This is a genomic window from Streptomyces fumanus, from assembly GCF_014655295.1.
Taxonomy (GTDB): domain Bacteria; phylum Actinomycetota; class Actinomycetes; order Streptomycetales; family Streptomycetaceae; genus Streptomyces; species Streptomyces fumanus.
Genome location: NZ_BNBI01000002.1, coordinates 418,624 through 434,840 on the forward strand (window position 1 = coordinate 418,624; position 16,217 = coordinate 434,840).

General features: G+C 69.4%; 12 protein-coding genes, 1 tRNA gene and 2 pseudogenes. 5 read left to right on the top strand and 10 right to left on the bottom strand.

Annotated elements, in window-relative coordinates; all coding sequences use genetic code 11:
* Positions 1–104 precede the first annotated feature (104 nt).
* The 10 genes and pseudogenes from IE316_RS06115 to dnaA (IE316_RS36430) form a co-directional block, all read right to left on the bottom strand.
* Positions 105–181 (bottom strand) — tRNA-Ile (locus tag IE316_RS06115).
* An 88-nt stretch (positions 182–269) separates the two neighbouring features.
* On the bottom strand, positions 270–1,046 hold the full coding sequence (locus IE316_RS06120; RefSeq protein WP_190203084.1) for a DUF3566 domain-containing protein: 777 nt from the start codon (positions 1,044–1,046) through the stop codon (positions 270–272).
* 18 nt (positions 1,047–1,064) lie between these two features.
* On the bottom strand, positions 1,065–3,659 hold the full coding sequence (gene gyrA, locus IE316_RS06125) for a DNA gyrase subunit A (protein ID WP_190203085.1): 2,595 nt from the start codon (positions 3,657–3,659) through the stop codon (positions 1,065–1,067).
* A 42-nt stretch (positions 3,660–3,701) separates the two neighbouring features.
* Positions 3,702–5,762 (bottom strand): DNA topoisomerase (ATP-hydrolyzing) subunit B, encoded by a 2,061-nt coding sequence (gyrB, locus tag IE316_RS06130; RefSeq protein WP_190203086.1) that lies wholly within the window; start codon positions 5,760–5,762, stop codon positions 3,702–3,704.
* Between the two features lie 435 nt (positions 5,763–6,197).
* The gene (locus IE316_RS06135; protein ID WP_190203087.1) at positions 6,198–6,800 is read right to left on the bottom strand and encodes a DciA family protein; all 603 of its coding nucleotides are present in this window, start codon (positions 6,798–6,800) and stop codon (positions 6,198–6,200) included.
* Entirely contained in the window at positions 6,797–7,918 is a 1,122-nt protein-coding gene (gene recF / locus IE316_RS06140) for a DNA replication/repair protein RecF (RefSeq protein WP_190203088.1), read from the bottom strand. The genes IE316_RS06135 and recF overlap by 4 nt, the downstream gene beginning before the upstream one ends.
* 32 nt (positions 7,919–7,950) lie before the next feature.
* Positions 7,951–8,826 carry a phosphogluconate dehydrogenase (NAD(+)-dependent, decarboxylating) gene (gene gnd / locus IE316_RS06145; protein ID WP_190203089.1) on the bottom strand — a complete coding sequence of 292 codons (876 nt, stop codon included), beginning with the start codon at positions 8,824–8,826 and terminating at the stop codon, positions 7,951–7,953.
* A 161-nt stretch (positions 8,827–8,987) separates the two neighbouring features.
* Complete coding sequence (gene dnaN / locus IE316_RS06150) at positions 8,988–10,118, bottom strand: DNA polymerase III subunit beta (RefSeq protein WP_190203090.1); 1,131 nt, start codon at positions 10,116–10,118, stop codon at positions 8,988–8,990.
* Between the two features lie 918 nt (positions 10,119–11,036).
* Positions 11,037–12,680, bottom strand: a pseudogene (dnaA, locus tag IE316_RS06155) (chromosomal replication initiator protein DnaA); the annotation flags it as partial.
* A 15-nt stretch (positions 12,681–12,695) separates the two neighbouring features.
* Positions 12,696–13,046 (bottom strand): annotated as a pseudogene (gene dnaA, locus IE316_RS36430) (chromosomal replication initiator protein DnaA); the annotation flags it as partial.
* A gap of 375 nt (positions 13,047–13,421) precedes the next feature.
* Here dnaA (IE316_RS36430) and rpmH point away from each other — a divergent pair.
* Genes rpmH through IE316_RS06180 form a run of 5 tightly spaced genes read left to right on the top strand, consistent with a single transcriptional unit; the run spans position 13,422 to position 16,156 of the window.
* A complete protein-coding gene (gene rpmH / locus IE316_RS06160) occupies positions 13,422–13,559 on the top strand; it encodes a 50S ribosomal protein L34 (RefSeq protein WP_003956500.1) in 138 nt (45 codons plus the stop codon).
* A 21-nt stretch (positions 13,560–13,580) separates the two neighbouring features.
* Positions 13,581–13,952, top strand: a complete 372-nt coding sequence (gene rnpA, locus IE316_RS06165; RefSeq protein WP_190203092.1) for a ribonuclease P protein component — start codon at positions 13,581–13,583, stop codon at positions 13,950–13,952.
* On the top strand, positions 13,949–14,323 hold the full coding sequence (gene yidD, locus IE316_RS06170; RefSeq protein ID WP_190203093.1) for a membrane protein insertion efficiency factor YidD: 375 nt from the start codon (positions 13,949–13,951) through the stop codon (positions 14,321–14,323). The genes rnpA and yidD overlap by 4 nt, the downstream gene beginning before the upstream one ends.
* A gap of 3 nt (positions 14,324–14,326) precedes the next feature.
* Positions 14,327–15,628 carry a membrane protein insertase YidC gene (gene yidC, locus IE316_RS06175; protein WP_190203094.1) on the top strand — a complete coding sequence of 434 codons (1,302 nt, stop codon included), beginning with the start codon at positions 14,327–14,329 and terminating at the stop codon, positions 15,626–15,628.
* A gap of 15 nt (positions 15,629–15,643) precedes the next feature.
* Positions 15,644–16,156, top strand: coding sequence for a Jag family protein (locus IE316_RS06180; protein ID WP_190203095.1), 513 nt, complete (start codon positions 15,644–15,646; stop codon positions 16,154–16,156).
* Positions 16,157–16,217: the final 61 nt, after the last annotated feature.

Genomic DNA, 16,217 nt, shown 5'->3' on the forward strand with positions numbered 1-16,217 from the left:
GTATCCCCCGTCGCCAGCGGCCGGGCGTTTCCATGCCCCGGCCGCCCGCCCCCTCCCCCGAACACGCGAAAGACCCCCAACCGATCGGTTGGGGGTCTTCTCGCTGGTGGGGCTAACAGGATTTGAACCTGTGGCCTCATCCTTATCAGGGATGCGCTCTAACCAACTGAGCTATAGCCCCGCCGCGCTCTGCGGTGTGTGTCCCGCGCGCTGACCCCTGAAGATTAGCGCACGAGGGGGGCAGTCCCAAAATCGGTTCCCGGCGTCCGTCACTCGTCCTCGGCGAGCGTCAGCTCCACGCCGCCGACGAAGCCGGCGGAGAGGTTGTAGATGAAGGCGCCGAGGGTGGCCAGGGCCGTCGCGAGGACGACGTCGATGACCGCGATGATCGTGGTGAACAGCAGGACGTTGGGCAGCGACAGGAACGACTGGAGGTCGAAGCCGTTCGACTCGTTGGAGCCGGTCGCCTCGGCGATCGTGCCGCCGACCGTCGAGAAGACGCCCATGGCGTCCATGAGCATCCACAGCACGGCCGCCGCGACGATCGTGCAGATGCCCAGCGCGATGGAGAGCAGGAAGCTCACCTTCATGACCGACCACGGGTCGGCCTTGGCCACCCGCAGACGGGCCTTGCGCACCCGCGGCGTGGTCCGCGCGCCGGTGCGCGGCCGGCGGACGGCGCCCCCGTCGGCCGGGGTCTGGTACGCCTGCGGCGGCTGGTAGGGCCCGCCGGGCGGCTGCTGCTGCCGTTCGCCCGGCAGCGGGGAGGCCGACTGCTGGGCGGCCTCCTGCTGCGCCTGGGCGCCGGAGGCGGCCGGGCCCGTGCCAGCTCCGTACTGGGTCCCCGGGCCTCGGGTGTCCGTCACAGTTCCCCCCTGGGATCCATGAGTCTCTTTCGAGAGTGAGGACGAGCGGGTGGTGGCGTCCGTTCCACGTGAAACAGAACCGTGATCGCCGGTCCCGTACGCGGCGGAGCCACGGCCGCCGCCGTCCGTCTCCGTACCTGTGGAGGTACCGGCCGAACCGGCGCCCGTGGCTCCGCTCACGATGACTCTCTCCTCGTGCTACTCGGCGGAGGGCGCCTCGCCCTCGTCCGTACCGGCGGTGGCGGCGTCCTCGGCGGTCTCGTCGACGACCACGTCGCCGTCGACTTCCTCCGCCTCGCGCCCCGCTTCGGCGTTGCGTGCGATGCCGACCACGGCATCGCGCTTGCCAAGATTGATCAGTTGGACGCCCATGGTGTCACGGCCCGTCTCCCTGACCTCGTTGACGCGCGTGCGGATCACACCGCCGGAGAGGGTGATGGCGAGGATCTCGTCGGTCTCCTCGACCACCAGCGCTCCGACGAGTTCCCCGCGGTCCTCGACGATCTTGGCGGCCTTGATGCCGAGACCGCCGCGACCCTGGACGCGGTACTCGTCGACGGGGGTCCGCTTGGCGTACCCGCCGTCAGTGGCAGTGAACACGAACGTACCGGGACGGACAACATTCATCGACAGCAGTTCGTCCCCGTCACGGAAACTCATGCCCTTCACACCCGAGGTGGCGCGGCCCATCGGACGCAGCGCGTCGTCCGATGCGGTGAACCTGATCGACTGCGCCTTCTTGCTGATCAGCAGCAGATCGTCCTCGGCGGAGATCAGCTCGGCCCCGATCAGTTCGTCGTCGGAACCGTCCTCCCGCTCCCGCAGGTTGATGGCGATGACACCGCCCGAGCGCGGGGAGTCGTAATCCTTCAGCGAGGTCTTCTTGACCAGGCCGCCCTTGGTGGCCAGCACCAGGTACGGCGCCGCCTCGTAGTCCCGGATCGCGAAGATCTCGGCGATCGACTCGTCCGGCTGGAAGGCCAGCAGGTTGGCCACGTGCTGACCGCGCGCGTCCCGGCCGGCGTCGGGCAGCTCGTACCCCTTGACGCGGTAGACGCGGCCCTTGTTGGTGAAGAACAGCAGCCAGTGGTGCGTGGTGGAGACGAAGAAGTGGTCGACGATGTCGTCTTCCTTCAGCTTCGTACCGCGTACGCCCTTTCCGCCGCGCTTCTGCGCCCGGTAGTCGTCGGTCTTGGTGCGCTTGATGTAGCCACCGCGGGTGACCGTGACGACGATGTCCTCCTCGGCGATCAGGTCCTCGATGGACATGTCGCCCTCATAGGGGATCAGCTTCGTCTTGCGGTCGTCGCCGTACTTCTCGACGATCGCGGCCAGCTCCGCGCTGACGATGCCGCGCTGGCGGACCGGGGAGCCGAGGATCTCGTTGTACTCGTTGATCTTCGCCTGGAGCTCGTCGTGCTCCTGGACGATCTTCTGGCGCTCCAGGGCGGCCAGCCGGCGGAGCTGCATCTCCAGGATCGCGTTGGCCTGGATCTCGTCGATCGCGAGCAGGTCCATCAGGCCGCCGCGGGCGATCTCGACGGTGTCGCTGCGCCGGATCAGCGCGATGACCTCGTCGATGGCGTCCAGGGCCTTGAGCAGGCCGCGCAGGATGTGGGCGCGCTCCTCGGCCTTGCGCAGCCGGAAGCGGGTCCGGCGGACGATGACCTCGATCTGGTGGTTCACCCAGTGGCGGATGAACGCGTCCAGGGAGAGGGTGCGCGGCACGCCGTCCACCAGCGCCAGCATGTTGGCGCCGAAGTTGGTCTGCAGATCGGTGTGCTTGTAGAGGTTGTTCAGCACCACCTTGGCGACCGCGTCCCGCTTGAGGACGATGACCAGGCGCTGGCCGGTGCGCGAGGAGGTCTCGTCGCGGACGTCGGCGATGCCGCCGATCTTGCCGTCCTTCACCAGGTCGGCGATCTTCTGCGCGAGGTTGTCCGGGTTGGTCTGGTACGGCAGCTCCGTGACCACCAGGCACTGGCGGTTCTGGATCTCCTCGACCTCTACGACCGCGCGCATGGTGATCGAGCCGCGGCCGGTGCGGTACGCCTCCTCGATCCCCTTGCGGCCGACCACCAGGGCGCCGGTCGGGAAGTCCGGGCCCTTGATCCGCTCGATGAGCGCGTCCAGCAGCTCCTCGTGCGACGCCTCGTAGTTCTCCAGGTACCACTGGGCGCCGGCCGCGACCTCGCGCAGGTTGTGCGGCGGGATGTTGGTCGCCATGCCGACCGCGATGCCGGCCGAGCCGTTGATCAGCAGGTTCGGGAAGCGGGCGGGCAGGACGGTCGGCTCCTGGGAGCGGCCGTCGTAGTTGTCCGTGAAGTCGACGGTCTCCTCGTCGATGTCGCGGACCATCTCCATCGACAGCGGCGCCATCTTGCACTCGGTGTACCGCATGGCCGCCGCCGGGTCGTTGCCCGGCGAGCCGAAGTTGCCGTTGGAGTCGACGAGCGGCATCCGCATCGCCCAGGGCTGGGCGAGGCGCACCAGGGCGTCGTAGATGGAGCTGTCGCCGTGCGGGTGGTAGTTGCCCATGACGTCGCCGACGACGCGGGCGCACTTGTAGAAGCCGCGCTCGGGGCGGTAGCCGCCGTCGTACATGGCGTACAGCACGCGCCGGTGGACGGGCTTGAGGCCGTCCCGGACGTCGGGCAGCGCGCGCGAGACGATGACGGACATCGCGTAGTCGAGGTACGAGCGCTGCATCTCCGTCTCGAGCCCGACGGGCTCGACACGCATCGCCAGGGCGTCACCCGCGGGCGTCGTCACAGGGGTGTTCTCGTCGGTCATTGCTGGGATAGGTCCTTCCTGGTGCGGTCAGCGGCGACCGACTCAGATGTCGAGGAAGCGGACGTCCTTGGCGTTGCGCTGGATGAAGGCGCGCCGGGCCTCGACGTCCTCGCCCATGAGGACCGAGAACAGGTCGTCGGCCTGGGCGGCGTCGTCGAGCGTGACCTGGCCGAGGACGCGGTGCTCCTGGTCCATCGTGGTGATGCGCAGCTCCTCGGCGTTCATCTCGCCGAGGCCCTTGAAGCGCTGCACGGAGTCCTCGCGGATGCGCTTGCCGGCGTTACGGCCCATTTCGATCAGCGCGTCGCGCTCGCGGTCGGAGTACGCGTACTCGAAGTCGTCCCGGCCCCACTTGATCTTGTAGAGCGGGGGGCGGGAGAGGTACACGTGCCCGGCCTCGACCAGCGGCCGCATGAAGCGGAACAGGAAGGTCAGCAGCAGGGTGTTGATGTGCTGGCCGTCGACGTCGGCGTCCGCCATCAGGATGATCTTGTGATAGCGGAGCTTCTCGATGTCGAAGTCCTCGTGCACGCCCGTGCCGAACGCGGAGATCATCGCCTGGATCTCCTGGTTCTGCAGGATGCGGTCGATGCGCGCCTTCTCGACGTTGAGGATCTTGCCGCGGATCGGGAGGATCGCCTGGTACTGCGGGTTGCGGCCGGACTTGGCCGAGCCGCCGGCGGAGTCGCCCTCGACGATGAAGATCTCGCACTTGGTCGGGTCGTTGGACTGGCAGTCGGACAGCTTGCCCGGCAGGGAGGCCGACTCCAGCAGGCCCTTGCGGCGGGTCAGGTCGCGCGCCTTGCGGGCCGCCACCCGCGCGGTGGCCGCCGCGATGCCCTTGCGGATGATGTCCGCGGCCTCGTTGGGGTTGCGGTCCAGCCAATCGTTGAGGTGCTCGTAGACGACCTTCTGGACGAAGGTCTTGACCTCGGTGTTGCCCAGCTTGGTCTTGGTCTGGCCCTCGAACTGCGGCTCGCTCAGCTTCACCGAGATGATCGCCGTCAGACCCTCGCGGATGTCGTCGCCCGTGAGGTTGTCGTCCTTCTCGCGCAGCAGCTTCTTGTCCCGCGCGTACTTGTTGATCAGCGAGGTGAGCGCCGCGCGGAAGCCCTCCTCGTGGGTGCCGCCCTCGTGGGTGTGGATGATGTTGGCGAAGGAGTACACGCCCTCGGTGTAGCCGCCGTTCCACTGCATGGCGACCTCGAGGGACAGGTGCTTGTCCCTGTCCTCGGCCTCCAGGTCGATCACCGTGGGGTGGATGACCTCTCCCTTGCGGGAGTTGAGGTACTTCACGAAGTCGACGATGCCGCCCTCGTAGTGGTACGAGACGTGCTTGACCTCGTGCTTCTCGTCCTCGCCGGCCTCGTCCGCACCGGCCGTGGCCTTCGCCGACTCGCGCTCGTCGGTGAGGTTGATCCGCAGGCCCTTGTTGAGGAACGCCATCTCCTGGAAGCGCCGGGACAGCGTCTCGAAGGAGTAGTCGGTCGTCTCGAAGATGTCGCCGTCCGCCCAGAAGGTGACCGAGGTGCCGGTCTCCTCGGTGGCCTCGTGCCGGGCGAGCGGGGCGGTGGGCACGCCCAGCTTGTAGTCCTGCGTCCACCGGTAGCCGTCGGTCTTGACCTCGACGGCGACCTTCGTGGACAGCGCGTTCACCACGGAGACGCCCACGCCGTGCAGACCGCCGGAGACCGCGTAGCCGCCACCGCCGAACTTGCCGCCCGCGTGCAGCACGGTCAGCACGACCTCGACGGCCGGCTTGCCCTCGGAGGGGACGATGCCGACCGGGATGCCGCGGCCGTTGTCGACGACGCGGACGCCACCGTCCGCGAGGATGGTGACGTCGATGGTGTCCGCGTGGCCGGCCAGCGCCTCGTCGACCGAGTTGTCGACGACCTCCTGCACCAGGTGGTGCAGTCCTCGCTCACCGGTCGAACCGATGTACATACCGGGTCGCTTGCGGACCGCGTCCAGACCCTCGAGGACGGTGATGGCACTTGCGTCGTACGAGGCGGTGACCTCGTCGTTCGAGGTGCTCGCCGCGTCGTTCACGCCGGTGTCGGTGGACGGAATGTTCTCGTTGGGGTTGCCGGAATCGGCCACGAAGCGCCCTTTCTGGCACAGCACGAGCCGGGCTCGTCGGCAGGTTGCCGGAGCGGCTGCGGCATGTTGCGTTGGTAAGCCTTGATCAGCGTTGCTCAGCGTTTCCCGGGCGGTCCCCACGATGGGGGCGGGATTGCCTTCCAGTCTACCGGTAGCACTGACACTGATGGGGGTTTGCCGGTACCTGAGTCCGCATGTGCCGCCCTGAACCGTCCTCGGCCGACTCCCGATATGCGGATGGGGGCCCCAGGGGGCTCACAGAGGCACTCAGCGCTTTGGGCCGTCAACCCTTGGCTACCGAGGACGGAGACCCCGATTCGCATCCGCGTGCGGTTGTACGACAAGGGGGCCGCAGACCGGGCGGGAGAGGGGTTGACGCGCATAGATGTGATGTCGGTCACCCCCTGTGAAAAAGGGGTCCGGAGGGGCCCCGGATCACCCGTAGGTGTCGCCGGGGCCCGTGCTGCCGGGGGCGCGCAGCGGGCCGTAGCGCCGGGGGGAGCCGCCGGGGCCGTGCACCTTGATCAGGCGGACCGAGCCGTGCCCGAGGTCCTCGTTGATCCGGGCGACCAGGGTCGGCGCGAGCAGCCGCAGGTTCGTCGCCCAGGCCGTGGAGTCGCAGCGCACGGAGAGCACCCGCTCGTCCTCGTCGTACCGCTCCGGTACGCAGTGCTTGGCCACGTCCTCGCCGACGATCCGCGGCCAGCGGCCCATCACGCCGCCCACCGCGGCCGGGGTCTCCCAGCCGCGCTCGGTGATCAGCCGGTTGATCGCCGAGCCGAGCGCCATGGGGTCGCGGCCGTCGGCGTGCGCGCCGGAGCGCAGGCCCCCGCGCCGCGCCTGCTTCTGCTGCCGCGCGGCCTCGCCACGCGCGCGTGCCGCCTCCTTGGCCGCCCGCAGCGCCACGCGCGCGAGGTCGACGCCGGAGGGCTCGGGGACCGTGCCGGGGGTCTTCTCCGGTGCCGTCCCGGAGGACTTCCCGGAGACCTTTCCGGGGGCCTGCCCCGGGTTCTTCTCGGGGGGCTCGCCGCCGTTCACGCGCGCTCCACCGTGCCCCCGGTCACCGCGTACCGCGCCCCCGCCAGGACGTGCGGTACGTCGTCGTCGACGGCGGCGGTCACCAGGACCTGCTCGCCGGGGGCCACCAGCTCGGCGAGGCGCTCGCGGCGCCGGGTGTCCAGCTCGGCGAAGACGTCGTCCAGGACCAGCACCGGTTCGTTGCCCTCCGCCCTGAGCAGGTCGTACGAGGCCAGGCGGAGCGCCAGCGCGTAGGACCAGGACTCGCCGTGGGAGGCGTACCCCTTGGCGGGCAGCTCACCGAGTTTGAGCAGCAGATCGTCGCGGTGCGGGCCGACCAGGGTGACGCCCCGCTCGATCTCCTGCTTGCGGGCCTCCGCGAGCGCGGCCATGAGCTGCTCGAACAGCTCCTCGCGCGCGTGCGCCTCGCCGGGCGCCGACGGCCGGTACTCCAGGGTGACGGGACCGCCGGCGGGGGCGAGCTGGTCGTACGCCTTGTCGGCCAGCGGCTGGAGGGCGGCGATCAGGTCCAGGCGCTGGGCGAGCAGTTCGGCGCCCGCGCGGGCCAGGTGCTGGTCCCAGACGTCCAGGGTGGACAGGTCCAGAGTGCGGCCGCCGTGCCGGCGGGCCAGCGCGGCCGACTTCAGCAGGGTGTTGCGCTGCTTGAGGACGCGGTCGTAGTCGGAGCGCACCCCGGCCATGCGCGGCGAGCGGGCGGTGATCAGCTCGTCGAGGAACCGGCGCCGCTCCCCGGGGTCGCCCTTGACCAGAGCGAGGTCCTCGGGCGCGAACAGGACGGTCCGTACGATGCCGAGCACGTCACGGGGCCTGACCTGCGAGGACCGGTTGATGCGGGCGCGGTTGGCGCGGCCCGGGTTCAGCTCCAGCTCGATGAGCTGCTGACGTTCGCCCTGCTTGACCGCCGCGCGGATCACCGCGCGGTCGGCGCCCATGCGGACCAGGGGGGCGTCGGAGGAGACGCGGTGGCTGCCGAGGGTGGCGAGGTAGCCGACGGCCTCGACGAGGTTGGTCTTGCCCTGGCCGTTGGGGCCGACGAAGGCGGTGACGCCCGGGTCCAGCGGGACCTCGACCCGGGCGTAGGAGCGGAAGTCGGCCAGCGACAGATGCGTGACGTGCATGGTCGTTCGCCGACCTCCCTCGGACCTTCTGGTTACTTCTTCTCGACCGCGTGGCCGCCGAACTGGTTGCGCAGCGCCGCGATCATCTTCATCTGCGGGGAGTCCTCCTGGCGGGAGGCGAACCGCGCGAACAGCGAGGCGGTGATCGCCGGCAGCGGCACCGCGTTGTCGATCGCGGCCTCCACCGTCCAGCGTCCCTCACCGGAGTCCTGTGCATAACCCCGGAGCTTGTCCAGGTGCTCGTCCTCGTCCAGGGCGTTGACCGCGAGGTCGAGCAGCCAGGAGCGGATGACGGTGCCCTCCTGCCAGGAGCGGAAGACCTCCCGGACGTCGGTCACGGAGTCGACCTTCTCCAGCAGCTCCCAGCCCTCGGCGTACGCCTGCATCATGGCGTACTCGATGCCGTTGTGGACCATCTTGGCGAAGTGCCCGGCGCCGACCCTGCCGGCGTGCACCGAGCCGAAATCGCCCTCCGGCTTGAGCGCGTCGAAGACCGGCTGCACCTTCGCGACGTGCTCGGGGTCGCCGCCGTACATCAGCGCGTAGCCGTTCTCCAGGCCCCAGACGCCGCCGGAGACGCCGCAGTCGACGAAGCCGATGCCCTTGGCGGCCAGTTCCCCGGCGTGCTTCTCGTCGTCCGTCCAGCGGGAGTTCCCGCCGTCCACGACGACGTCGCCGGGCTGGAGCAGCTCGGCGAGCCGGTCGATGGTCGACTGGGTGGCCGCACCCGCCGGGACCATCACCCAGACCACCCGCGGGCCGGTGAGCTTGTCCACCAGCTCTTCCAGGCTGTGCACATCGGCGAGGTCCGGGTTGCGGTCGTATCCGACGACGGTGTGGCCCGCGCGGCGGATCCGCTCGCGCATGTTGCCGCCCATCTTGCCGAGGCCGACGAGACCGAGCTCCATCAGTTGCGTTCCTTAGGGTCGCTGTGGCGTGAGAGGCACTTTCGCACCGGTGTCCGAGCCTAAACCCGGACGGTCACGCACAGTTGTGGGCGTACGCGCTCATCCGTACGCCCACCTCGCCCACAGTCTGTGGATACGCCGACGCCGGGCCCCGGAGCCGCTCAGCCGCTCAGCCGCACCGGCATGATCAGGTACTTGTACGCCTCGTCCGCCTCCGCGTCCAGCGCCGGCTTGCCGCTGAGCAGCGCCGGCTTGGTGGACGTGGTGAAGGAGAGCTGGGCCACCGGGGAGTCGATGGCGCTCAGGCCGTCCAGCAGGAAGGTCGGGTTGAAGGCGATCGAGATGTCGTCGCCCTCCAACTGGGCGTCGACCCTTTCCACAGCCTGTGCGTCGTCGCTGGAGCCGGCCTCCAGGATGAGCACGCCCTGCTCGAAGCTGAGCCGCACCGGGGTGTTCCGCTCGGCGACCAGGGCGACGCGCTTGACGGCCTCCACGAAGGGGGCGGTCTCGATCACGGCGACGCTGTTGAACTCCGTCGGGAACAGCGTGCGGTACTTCGGGAGGTCGCCCTCCAGCAGGCGGGTGGTGGTCCGCCGGCCCGCGCCCTCGAAACCGATCAGGCCCTCGCCCGCGCCCGAGCCGGACAGCGCCAGGATCACCTGGTCGCCGCTGGTCAGCGCCTTGGCGGTGTCCAGGAGCGTCTTGGCGGGCACCAGGGCGACCGCGGACGCCTCCGGGTTCTCCGGCTTCCACAGGAACTCGCGGACCGCGAAGCGGTAGCGGTCGGTGGAGGCCAGCGTCACCGTGTCGCCCTCGATCTCGATGCGTACACCGGTGAGGACGGGCAGCGTGTCGTCGCGGCCCGCGGCGATGGCGACCTGCTGGACGGCCGAGGCGAAGACCTCGCCAGGGACCGTGCCCGTGGCGTTCGGCATCTGCGGCAGGGCCGGGTACTCCTCCACCGGCAGGGTGTGGAGGGTGAAGCGCGAGGAGCCGCAGACCACCGTCGCCCGTACACCGTCTGTGGAAATCTCCACCGGCCGGTTGGGCAGCGCGCGGGAGATGTCGGCGAGCAGCCGGCCGGAGACCAGGACCGTGCCCTCCTCCTCGATCTCCGCGTCGACCGAGACCCGCGCGGAGACCTCGTAGTCGAAGCTGGAGAGGCTGAGCTGCCCCTCCTCGGCCTTCAGCAGCAGGCCCGCGAGGACCGGCGCCGGCGGACGGGCCGGGAGGCTGCGCGCCGCCCAGGCCACTGCCTCCGCGAGTACGTCGCGTTCCACCCGGATCTTCACCGTTGCCGCCTCCTGCTGTTGCCGGCGCTGCTCGCCCTGCTTCGCCTTCGTCGTCTGACCCGGTGTCGCCGGCCCCTCGCAGGGGCAGGACACCGGGGACCAGTCTGACGCACCCCACTGACAGTAGGTGCCCTTCGGGGTCAAGTCGTGACGAGGGGCGGGCGGGCACCGAGGGGCGAGTTGTGCACAGGTCCCGCTTCGATGCGAGTTCCGGGCTCTCTCTGGTCGTCGGTAGTAGTAGGGCCTGTGGATACCGTGGATAACCTCGTTTGCCCAGCTCAGACCGGAGATTTTGTCCACGGGGCCTGTGGGCGGAGCCGGTGGACAACTCGGGCCCGCTGTGGAGAACGGAAAGTTCTGCACACTCCGTGCACAGGGAGAGGCGACTTCTCCCCAGCGCCGTCCCCAGGTTTACCCGTCTTTCCCACAGCCCAATCCGGCACCTTGGTGTGACGCCTTTCACTCGACGCGGTGAGGAGGCGCGTCAGGTTGCCGAACAGTGGACAGCCCTGTGGAGAAGCGGCCGATCACTGGGGACAACCGCCCCCAGCCTGTGGGCCGCCCGTGGACAACTCCGTGCACAGCTTGTGGACCGTCCCGTTGTCCACACCCTGTGGAGATCCTTCGTCCACGAATCCACAGGGGGCTGAGCTGGAGTGATGGGTTTTCACCAGGTCTGCCTGTGGACAGGATCGGGACAACTTCCGGGTCCCCAAGGTGTGGACGGAAGAAAGTCACCGAATCTGTGGACGGTGACCGTAACCCGGCCAGAAATCGAACACGGGCTGACCCGGGGACGACGAAGGGCGCCGCCCGGATCTTCTCCGGACGACGCCCTGGGCGTCCCGCGGCGGCCTCTGAGCCGCCCACCGACCGCCCTCCGCGGCGCCCTCCAGGAGACCGCTGTCGGTCGCTCTGTCAGCCGTTCTTGATGCGGTTGGTCAGCTCGGTGACCTGGTTGTAGATGGAGCGCCGCTCGGCCATCAGATTGCGGATCTTGCGGTCGGCGTGCATCACGGTGGTGTGGTCCCGGCCGCCGAACAGCGCGCCGATCTTCGGCAGCGAGAGGTCCGTCAGCTCCCGGCAGAGGTACATGGCGATCTGCCGGGCGGTCACCAACTGGCGGCCGCGCGAGCTGCCGCACAGGTCCTCGACCGTGAGGCCGAAGTAGTCGGCGGTCGCGCTCATGATGGCCGTCGAGGTGATCTCCGGAGTGGAGTCCTCGCCGCCGGGGATGAGGTCCTTCAGCACGATCTCGGTGAGGCCCAGGTCCACCGGCTGCCGGTTGAGCGACGCGAACGCCGTCACCCGGATCAGCGCGCCCTCCAGCTCACGGATGTTCCGCGAGATCCGGGAGGCGATGAACTCCAGCACCTCCGGCGGGGCGTTGAGCTGCTCCTGCACCGCCTTCTTGCGCAGGATCGCGATCCGCGTCTCCAGCTCGGGCGGCTGGACGTCGGTGATCAGCCCCCACTCGAAGCGGTTGCGCAGCCGGTCCTCCAGCGTCACCAACTGCTTGGGCGGCCGGTCGCTGGAGAGCACGATCTGCTTGTTGGCGTTGTGCAGCGTATTGAAGGTGTGGAAGAACTCCTCCTGCGTCGACTCCTTGTCCGCCAGGAACTGGATGTCGTCGACGAGCAGGATGTCCATCTCCCGGTACCGCTTGCGGAAGCTGTCGCCCTTGCCGTCGCGGATGGAGTTGATGAACTCGTTGGTGAACTCCTCCGAGCTGACGTACCGCACGCGCGTGCCGGGGTACAGGCTCCGCGCGTAGTGCCCGATGGCGTGCAGCAGGTGCGTCTTGCCGAGCCCGGACTCCCCGTAGATGAACAGGGGGTTGTACGCCTTCGCCGGTGCCTCGGCGACGGCCACCGCCGCCGCGTGCGCGAACCGGTTGGAGGCGCCGATCACGAAGGTGTCGAAGAGGTACTTCGGGTTCAGCCGCGCGGTCGGCTCACCGGGGCCGGTGGCCGGCGCGGGCTGCGCGGCCAGCGGACCGGGGGCGCCGGTGGCCGGCCCGGGGCCGACGGGCCCGCCGCGGTGGACGTGCCCGGACCCGGCCGGCGGCTCGGGCAGCTCCCGCCGCCCGCCGCGCTGCTCGTAGTCGCCGCGCGCCTGCTCGTAGTCGGAGCGCCGCGCCTCGTACCCCGACCGGTCGGCTTCGTACGCCTGCCGGTCCGTGTCGTACGAGGGCCGGTCCGAGTCGTACGACGGCCGGTCGTTCTCGTACGACGACCGCTCGTTCTCGTACGGGGAGCGGTCGGGGTCGTACGGCGGGCGCTCGGGCTCGTAGGGCGGGCGGTCCGGCGACTGCGGGCGGTAGTCCTGCTGCGGATAGCCGCCGTCCTGCGGATACGCGTCCTGGCCGTACGAGTCCTGCTGCGGTGAGGCGTACGGGTCCCGCTCGGGGAAGCCGAGGCGCTGCTGCTGCCAGCCGTACTCGTCCTGCTGCCCGGGGCGCGGCCAGGAGCCGGGCTCGGGGCGCTGGTACTCCGACGGATAGGCGGGGCGGGCGGTGGGGAGCTGGTCCGCGCGGTGACGGCCGTAGCCCTCGTACTCGTCGCGGCCCTGCTGCCCGCCGGCCGGAAGCTCGGGTTCCTCGTAGCGCTGCTGGGGGCGCGGGGCGGGCGCCGGCGGGGCCTGGGGCTCGCCCGCGGAGTCGTCGACGGTGATCGCGATCCGGATCGGCCGGCCGCACTCGCGGCTCAGCGTCTCGCTGACGATCGGCGCGAGACGGCCCTCCAGCACGCCCTTCGCGAATTCGTTCGGTACGGCGAGCAGAGCGGTGTCGGCGACCAGCGCCAGCGGCTGGCAGCGCCGGATCCAGCGCTCGTCCTTGGACTCGACGCCCTGGCCGCGGCCCTCCCCGAGGAGCTTCTCCACCACGCGTGGCCACACTGCGGCAAGATCGGCAGGTACGTCAGCCACAGGGCACGCTCTCTCACGGGGTCCCCCGAAGGTGTGATCCGGGGACGGGTCGGGATGAAAATCGGGTCTGGCGGGGATAAGGGAACGAATCGGAGTTCAGTCACGGTAGTCAGCGTGGCCCGTGCGGTTCAAGTTGTTGTCCCCAGCCTGTGGACAAGTGTCTCCCGGCAGCCGCTGGTTTGACCGAATGGCGCAGTCCCGCGTACCGTAACCAGGTCGAGTTGTCGATGGCTGCTGCCGCCTGCCTCCGATGGGCACAGATCGCTTCAGGTGATCGGAAAGCGGTGCACACGGGCGTGACGCGAGCTACTCGTGGGCGCACGGTGACAGCCAGGACGGCACCCCGCCACCACCGATTCTTTCTGGAGCCCCCGAGTGAGCAAGCGCACCTTCCAGCCGAACAACCGTCGTCGCGCGAAGACCCACGGCTTCCGGCTGCGTATGCGCACCCGTGCCGGCCGCGCGATTCTCGCGTCCCGCCGCAGCAAGGGTCGCGCCCGCCTGTCCGCCTGATCCCGGTCAGGTCATGACGTCGTGCTGCCCACCGAGAACCGGCTGAGGCGGCGCGAGGACTTCGCGACCGCGGTGCGACGGGGTCGCCGGGCAGGCCGCCCGTTCCTCGTCGTCCACTTTCGTAGCGGTGCCACGGACCCGCACGCGCCTGGGGAGAGCGCTCCCCCGACGCGTGCGGGTTTCGTCGTGAGCAAAGCCGTGGGCGGAGCGGTCGTCCGCAACAAGGTGAAGCGCAGACTTCGCCATCTGATGCGCGACCGAGTGGACCTGTTCCCCCCCGGTAGCCTGGTAGTCGTACGAGCGCTGCCCGGAGCGGGTGACGCCGACCATGCACAACTGGCCCAAGACCTGGACGCCGCCCTACAGCGGCTGCTGGGAGGGGGCGCGCGATGAAGTACCCGCTGCTGGCTCTGATCAAGCTGTACCAGTGGACGATCAGTCCGCTGCTGGGGCCGGTCTGCAAGTACTACCCGTCGTGTTCCCACTACGGCTACACGGCCATCGACCGGCACGGCGCCGTCAAGGGGACCGTGCTCACCGCCTGGCGCATCCTGCGGTGCAACCCGTGGTCGCTGGGCGGGGTGGACCATGTTCCGCCGCGCAAGCGTCCGCGGTGGCACGAAATGCTGCGTGACGCATGGCGCGCACGCAAGGGCGGGCCCTCCGCCGCCGAACCGGCCACCGAGGGACCGACTGCTCCGACGAGTCGGTCCGGTCCCCCGAGCCCGGCCGCAGAGACCCAGTCCCATGCCCAAGGAGCATGATTAGTGGACACGATTGCCAGCCTCTTCAGCTTCATCACGACACCTGTCTCCTGGGTCATCGTCCAGTTCCACAGCGTGTACGGCGCCCTCTTCGGCCCTGACACCGGATGGGCCTGGGGCCTGTCCATCGTGTCCCTCGTGGTGCTGATCCGGATCTGCCTGATCCCGCTCTTCGTAAAGCAGATCAAGTCGACCCGGGCCATGCAGACGCTGCAGCCCGAGATGAAGAAGATCCAGGAGCGCTACAAGAACGACAAGCAGCGCCAGTCCGAAGAGATGATGAAGCTGTACAAGGAGACGGGTACCAACCCGCTCTCCTCGTGCCTTCCCATCCTGGCGCAGTCCCCGTTCTTCTTCGCCCTGTACCACGTGCTCAACGGCATCGCGACCGGTGACACCATCGGCGTGATCAACGAGCGGCTGCTGGAGAGCGCCCAGAAGGCCCACATCTTCGGTGCGCCGCTCGCGGCCAAGTTCACCGACGGCGCGTCGAAGGTGGACGCCCTCGGTTCCTCCATCACGGACGTCCGGGTCGTCACCGCGATCATGATCGTCCTGATGTCGGCGTCGCAGTTCTTCACCCAGCGCCAGTTGATGACGAAGAACGTCGACACCACGGTGAAGACGCCGTTCATGCAGCAGCAGAAGATGCTGATGTACGTCTTCCCGGTCATGTTCGCCGTCTTCGGCATCAACTTCCCGGTCGGTGTCCTCGTCTACTGGCTGACCACCAACGTGTGGACCATGGGCCAGCAGATGTACGTCATCCGCAACAACCCGACGCCGGGTTCCAAGGCCCAGGCTGCCTACCTGGAGCGCCTGCACAAGCACGTCACGCAGCACGGCAGGATCCGCCGCCGCAGCGAGCGCGCCATCGTCAAGGCCATCGTCGCCAAGGGCCGCGACCGCAACGAGTTCGAGCGCAAGTTCATCAACGGTCTGTCCAAGGCGGGCCTCGCCGCCCAGCCCGACGGCACCGTGGTGAAGAGCGAGACCGCGACCGTCACCGAGACCGCGGACGGCACGCCGACCCCGGCCGCGCCCAGGCGGCAGCAGCCCAAGCGGCAGCCCAAGGCCAAGCGCCAGGCCGGCCCGCCCAAGGCGGCCGGTGAGAGCGGAGCGTCCGCCGCGGGCTCCTCGACGACCGCGGAGCCGACGTCGCTGCGCAAGTCCGACCAGCCCGAGGACGCCAAGCCCGCCGCGCCCAAGAAGGCCGGTCAGAAGCCCGCCTCCGGTACCCGCAGCAAGGCCCAGTCCGGGCAGCGCAAGGGTCCGCAGCGGCCCAAGTCCCCGTCGAAGAAGTAAGAAGGAGTCCATCCCGTGACGGAAGGCACCATCTCCGCCGCTGCCGAGGGCGCAGACACCCTGACCCGCCTGGAGCAGGAGGGTGAGATCGCGGCGGACTACCTGGAGGGTCTGCTCGACATCGCCGACCTCGACGGCGACATCGACATGGACGTCGAGGCCGACCGTGCCTCCGTCTCGATCATCAGCGACACGGGCAGCCGTGACCTGCAGAAGCTGGTCGGCCGGGACGGTGAGGTGCTGGAGGCGCTCCAGGAGCTCACCCGCCTGGCCGTGCACCGGGAGACCGGTGACCGCAGCCGTCTGATGCTCGACATCGCCGGCTACCGCGCCCGTAAGCGCACCGAGCTGTCCGAGCTGGGCGCCAAGGCCGCCGCCGACGCCCGGAGCAGCGGCGCGCCCGTGCGCCTGCAGCCCATGACGCCGTTCGAGCGCAAGGTCGTGCACGACGCGGTCAAGGCCGCCGGCCTGCGCAGCGAGTCCGAGGGCGAGGAGCCGGGGCGCTTCGTCGTCGTACTGCCCGCCTGATCGGACCCCGCGTCCCCCGGCCCCGTCTGTTGCGCAGGCGGGGCCGAATTTTGTCAGCCTG

Coding starts and splice junctions, on each gene's coding strand:
- gyrA (WP_190203085.1), bottom strand. CDS start 3,659: ATGACCGACGAGAACACCCCTGTGACGACGCCCGCGGGTGACGCCCTG.
- recF (WP_190203088.1), bottom strand. CDS start 7,918: ATGCACGTCACGCATCTGTCGCTGGCCGACTTCCGCTCCTACGCCCGG.
- gnd (WP_190203089.1), bottom strand. CDS start 8,826: ATGGAGCTCGGTCTCGTCGGCCTCGGCAAGATGGGCGGCAACATGCGC.
- yidD (WP_190203093.1), top strand. CDS start 13,949: ATGAAGTACCCGCTGCTGGCTCTGATCAAGCTGTACCAGTGGACGATC.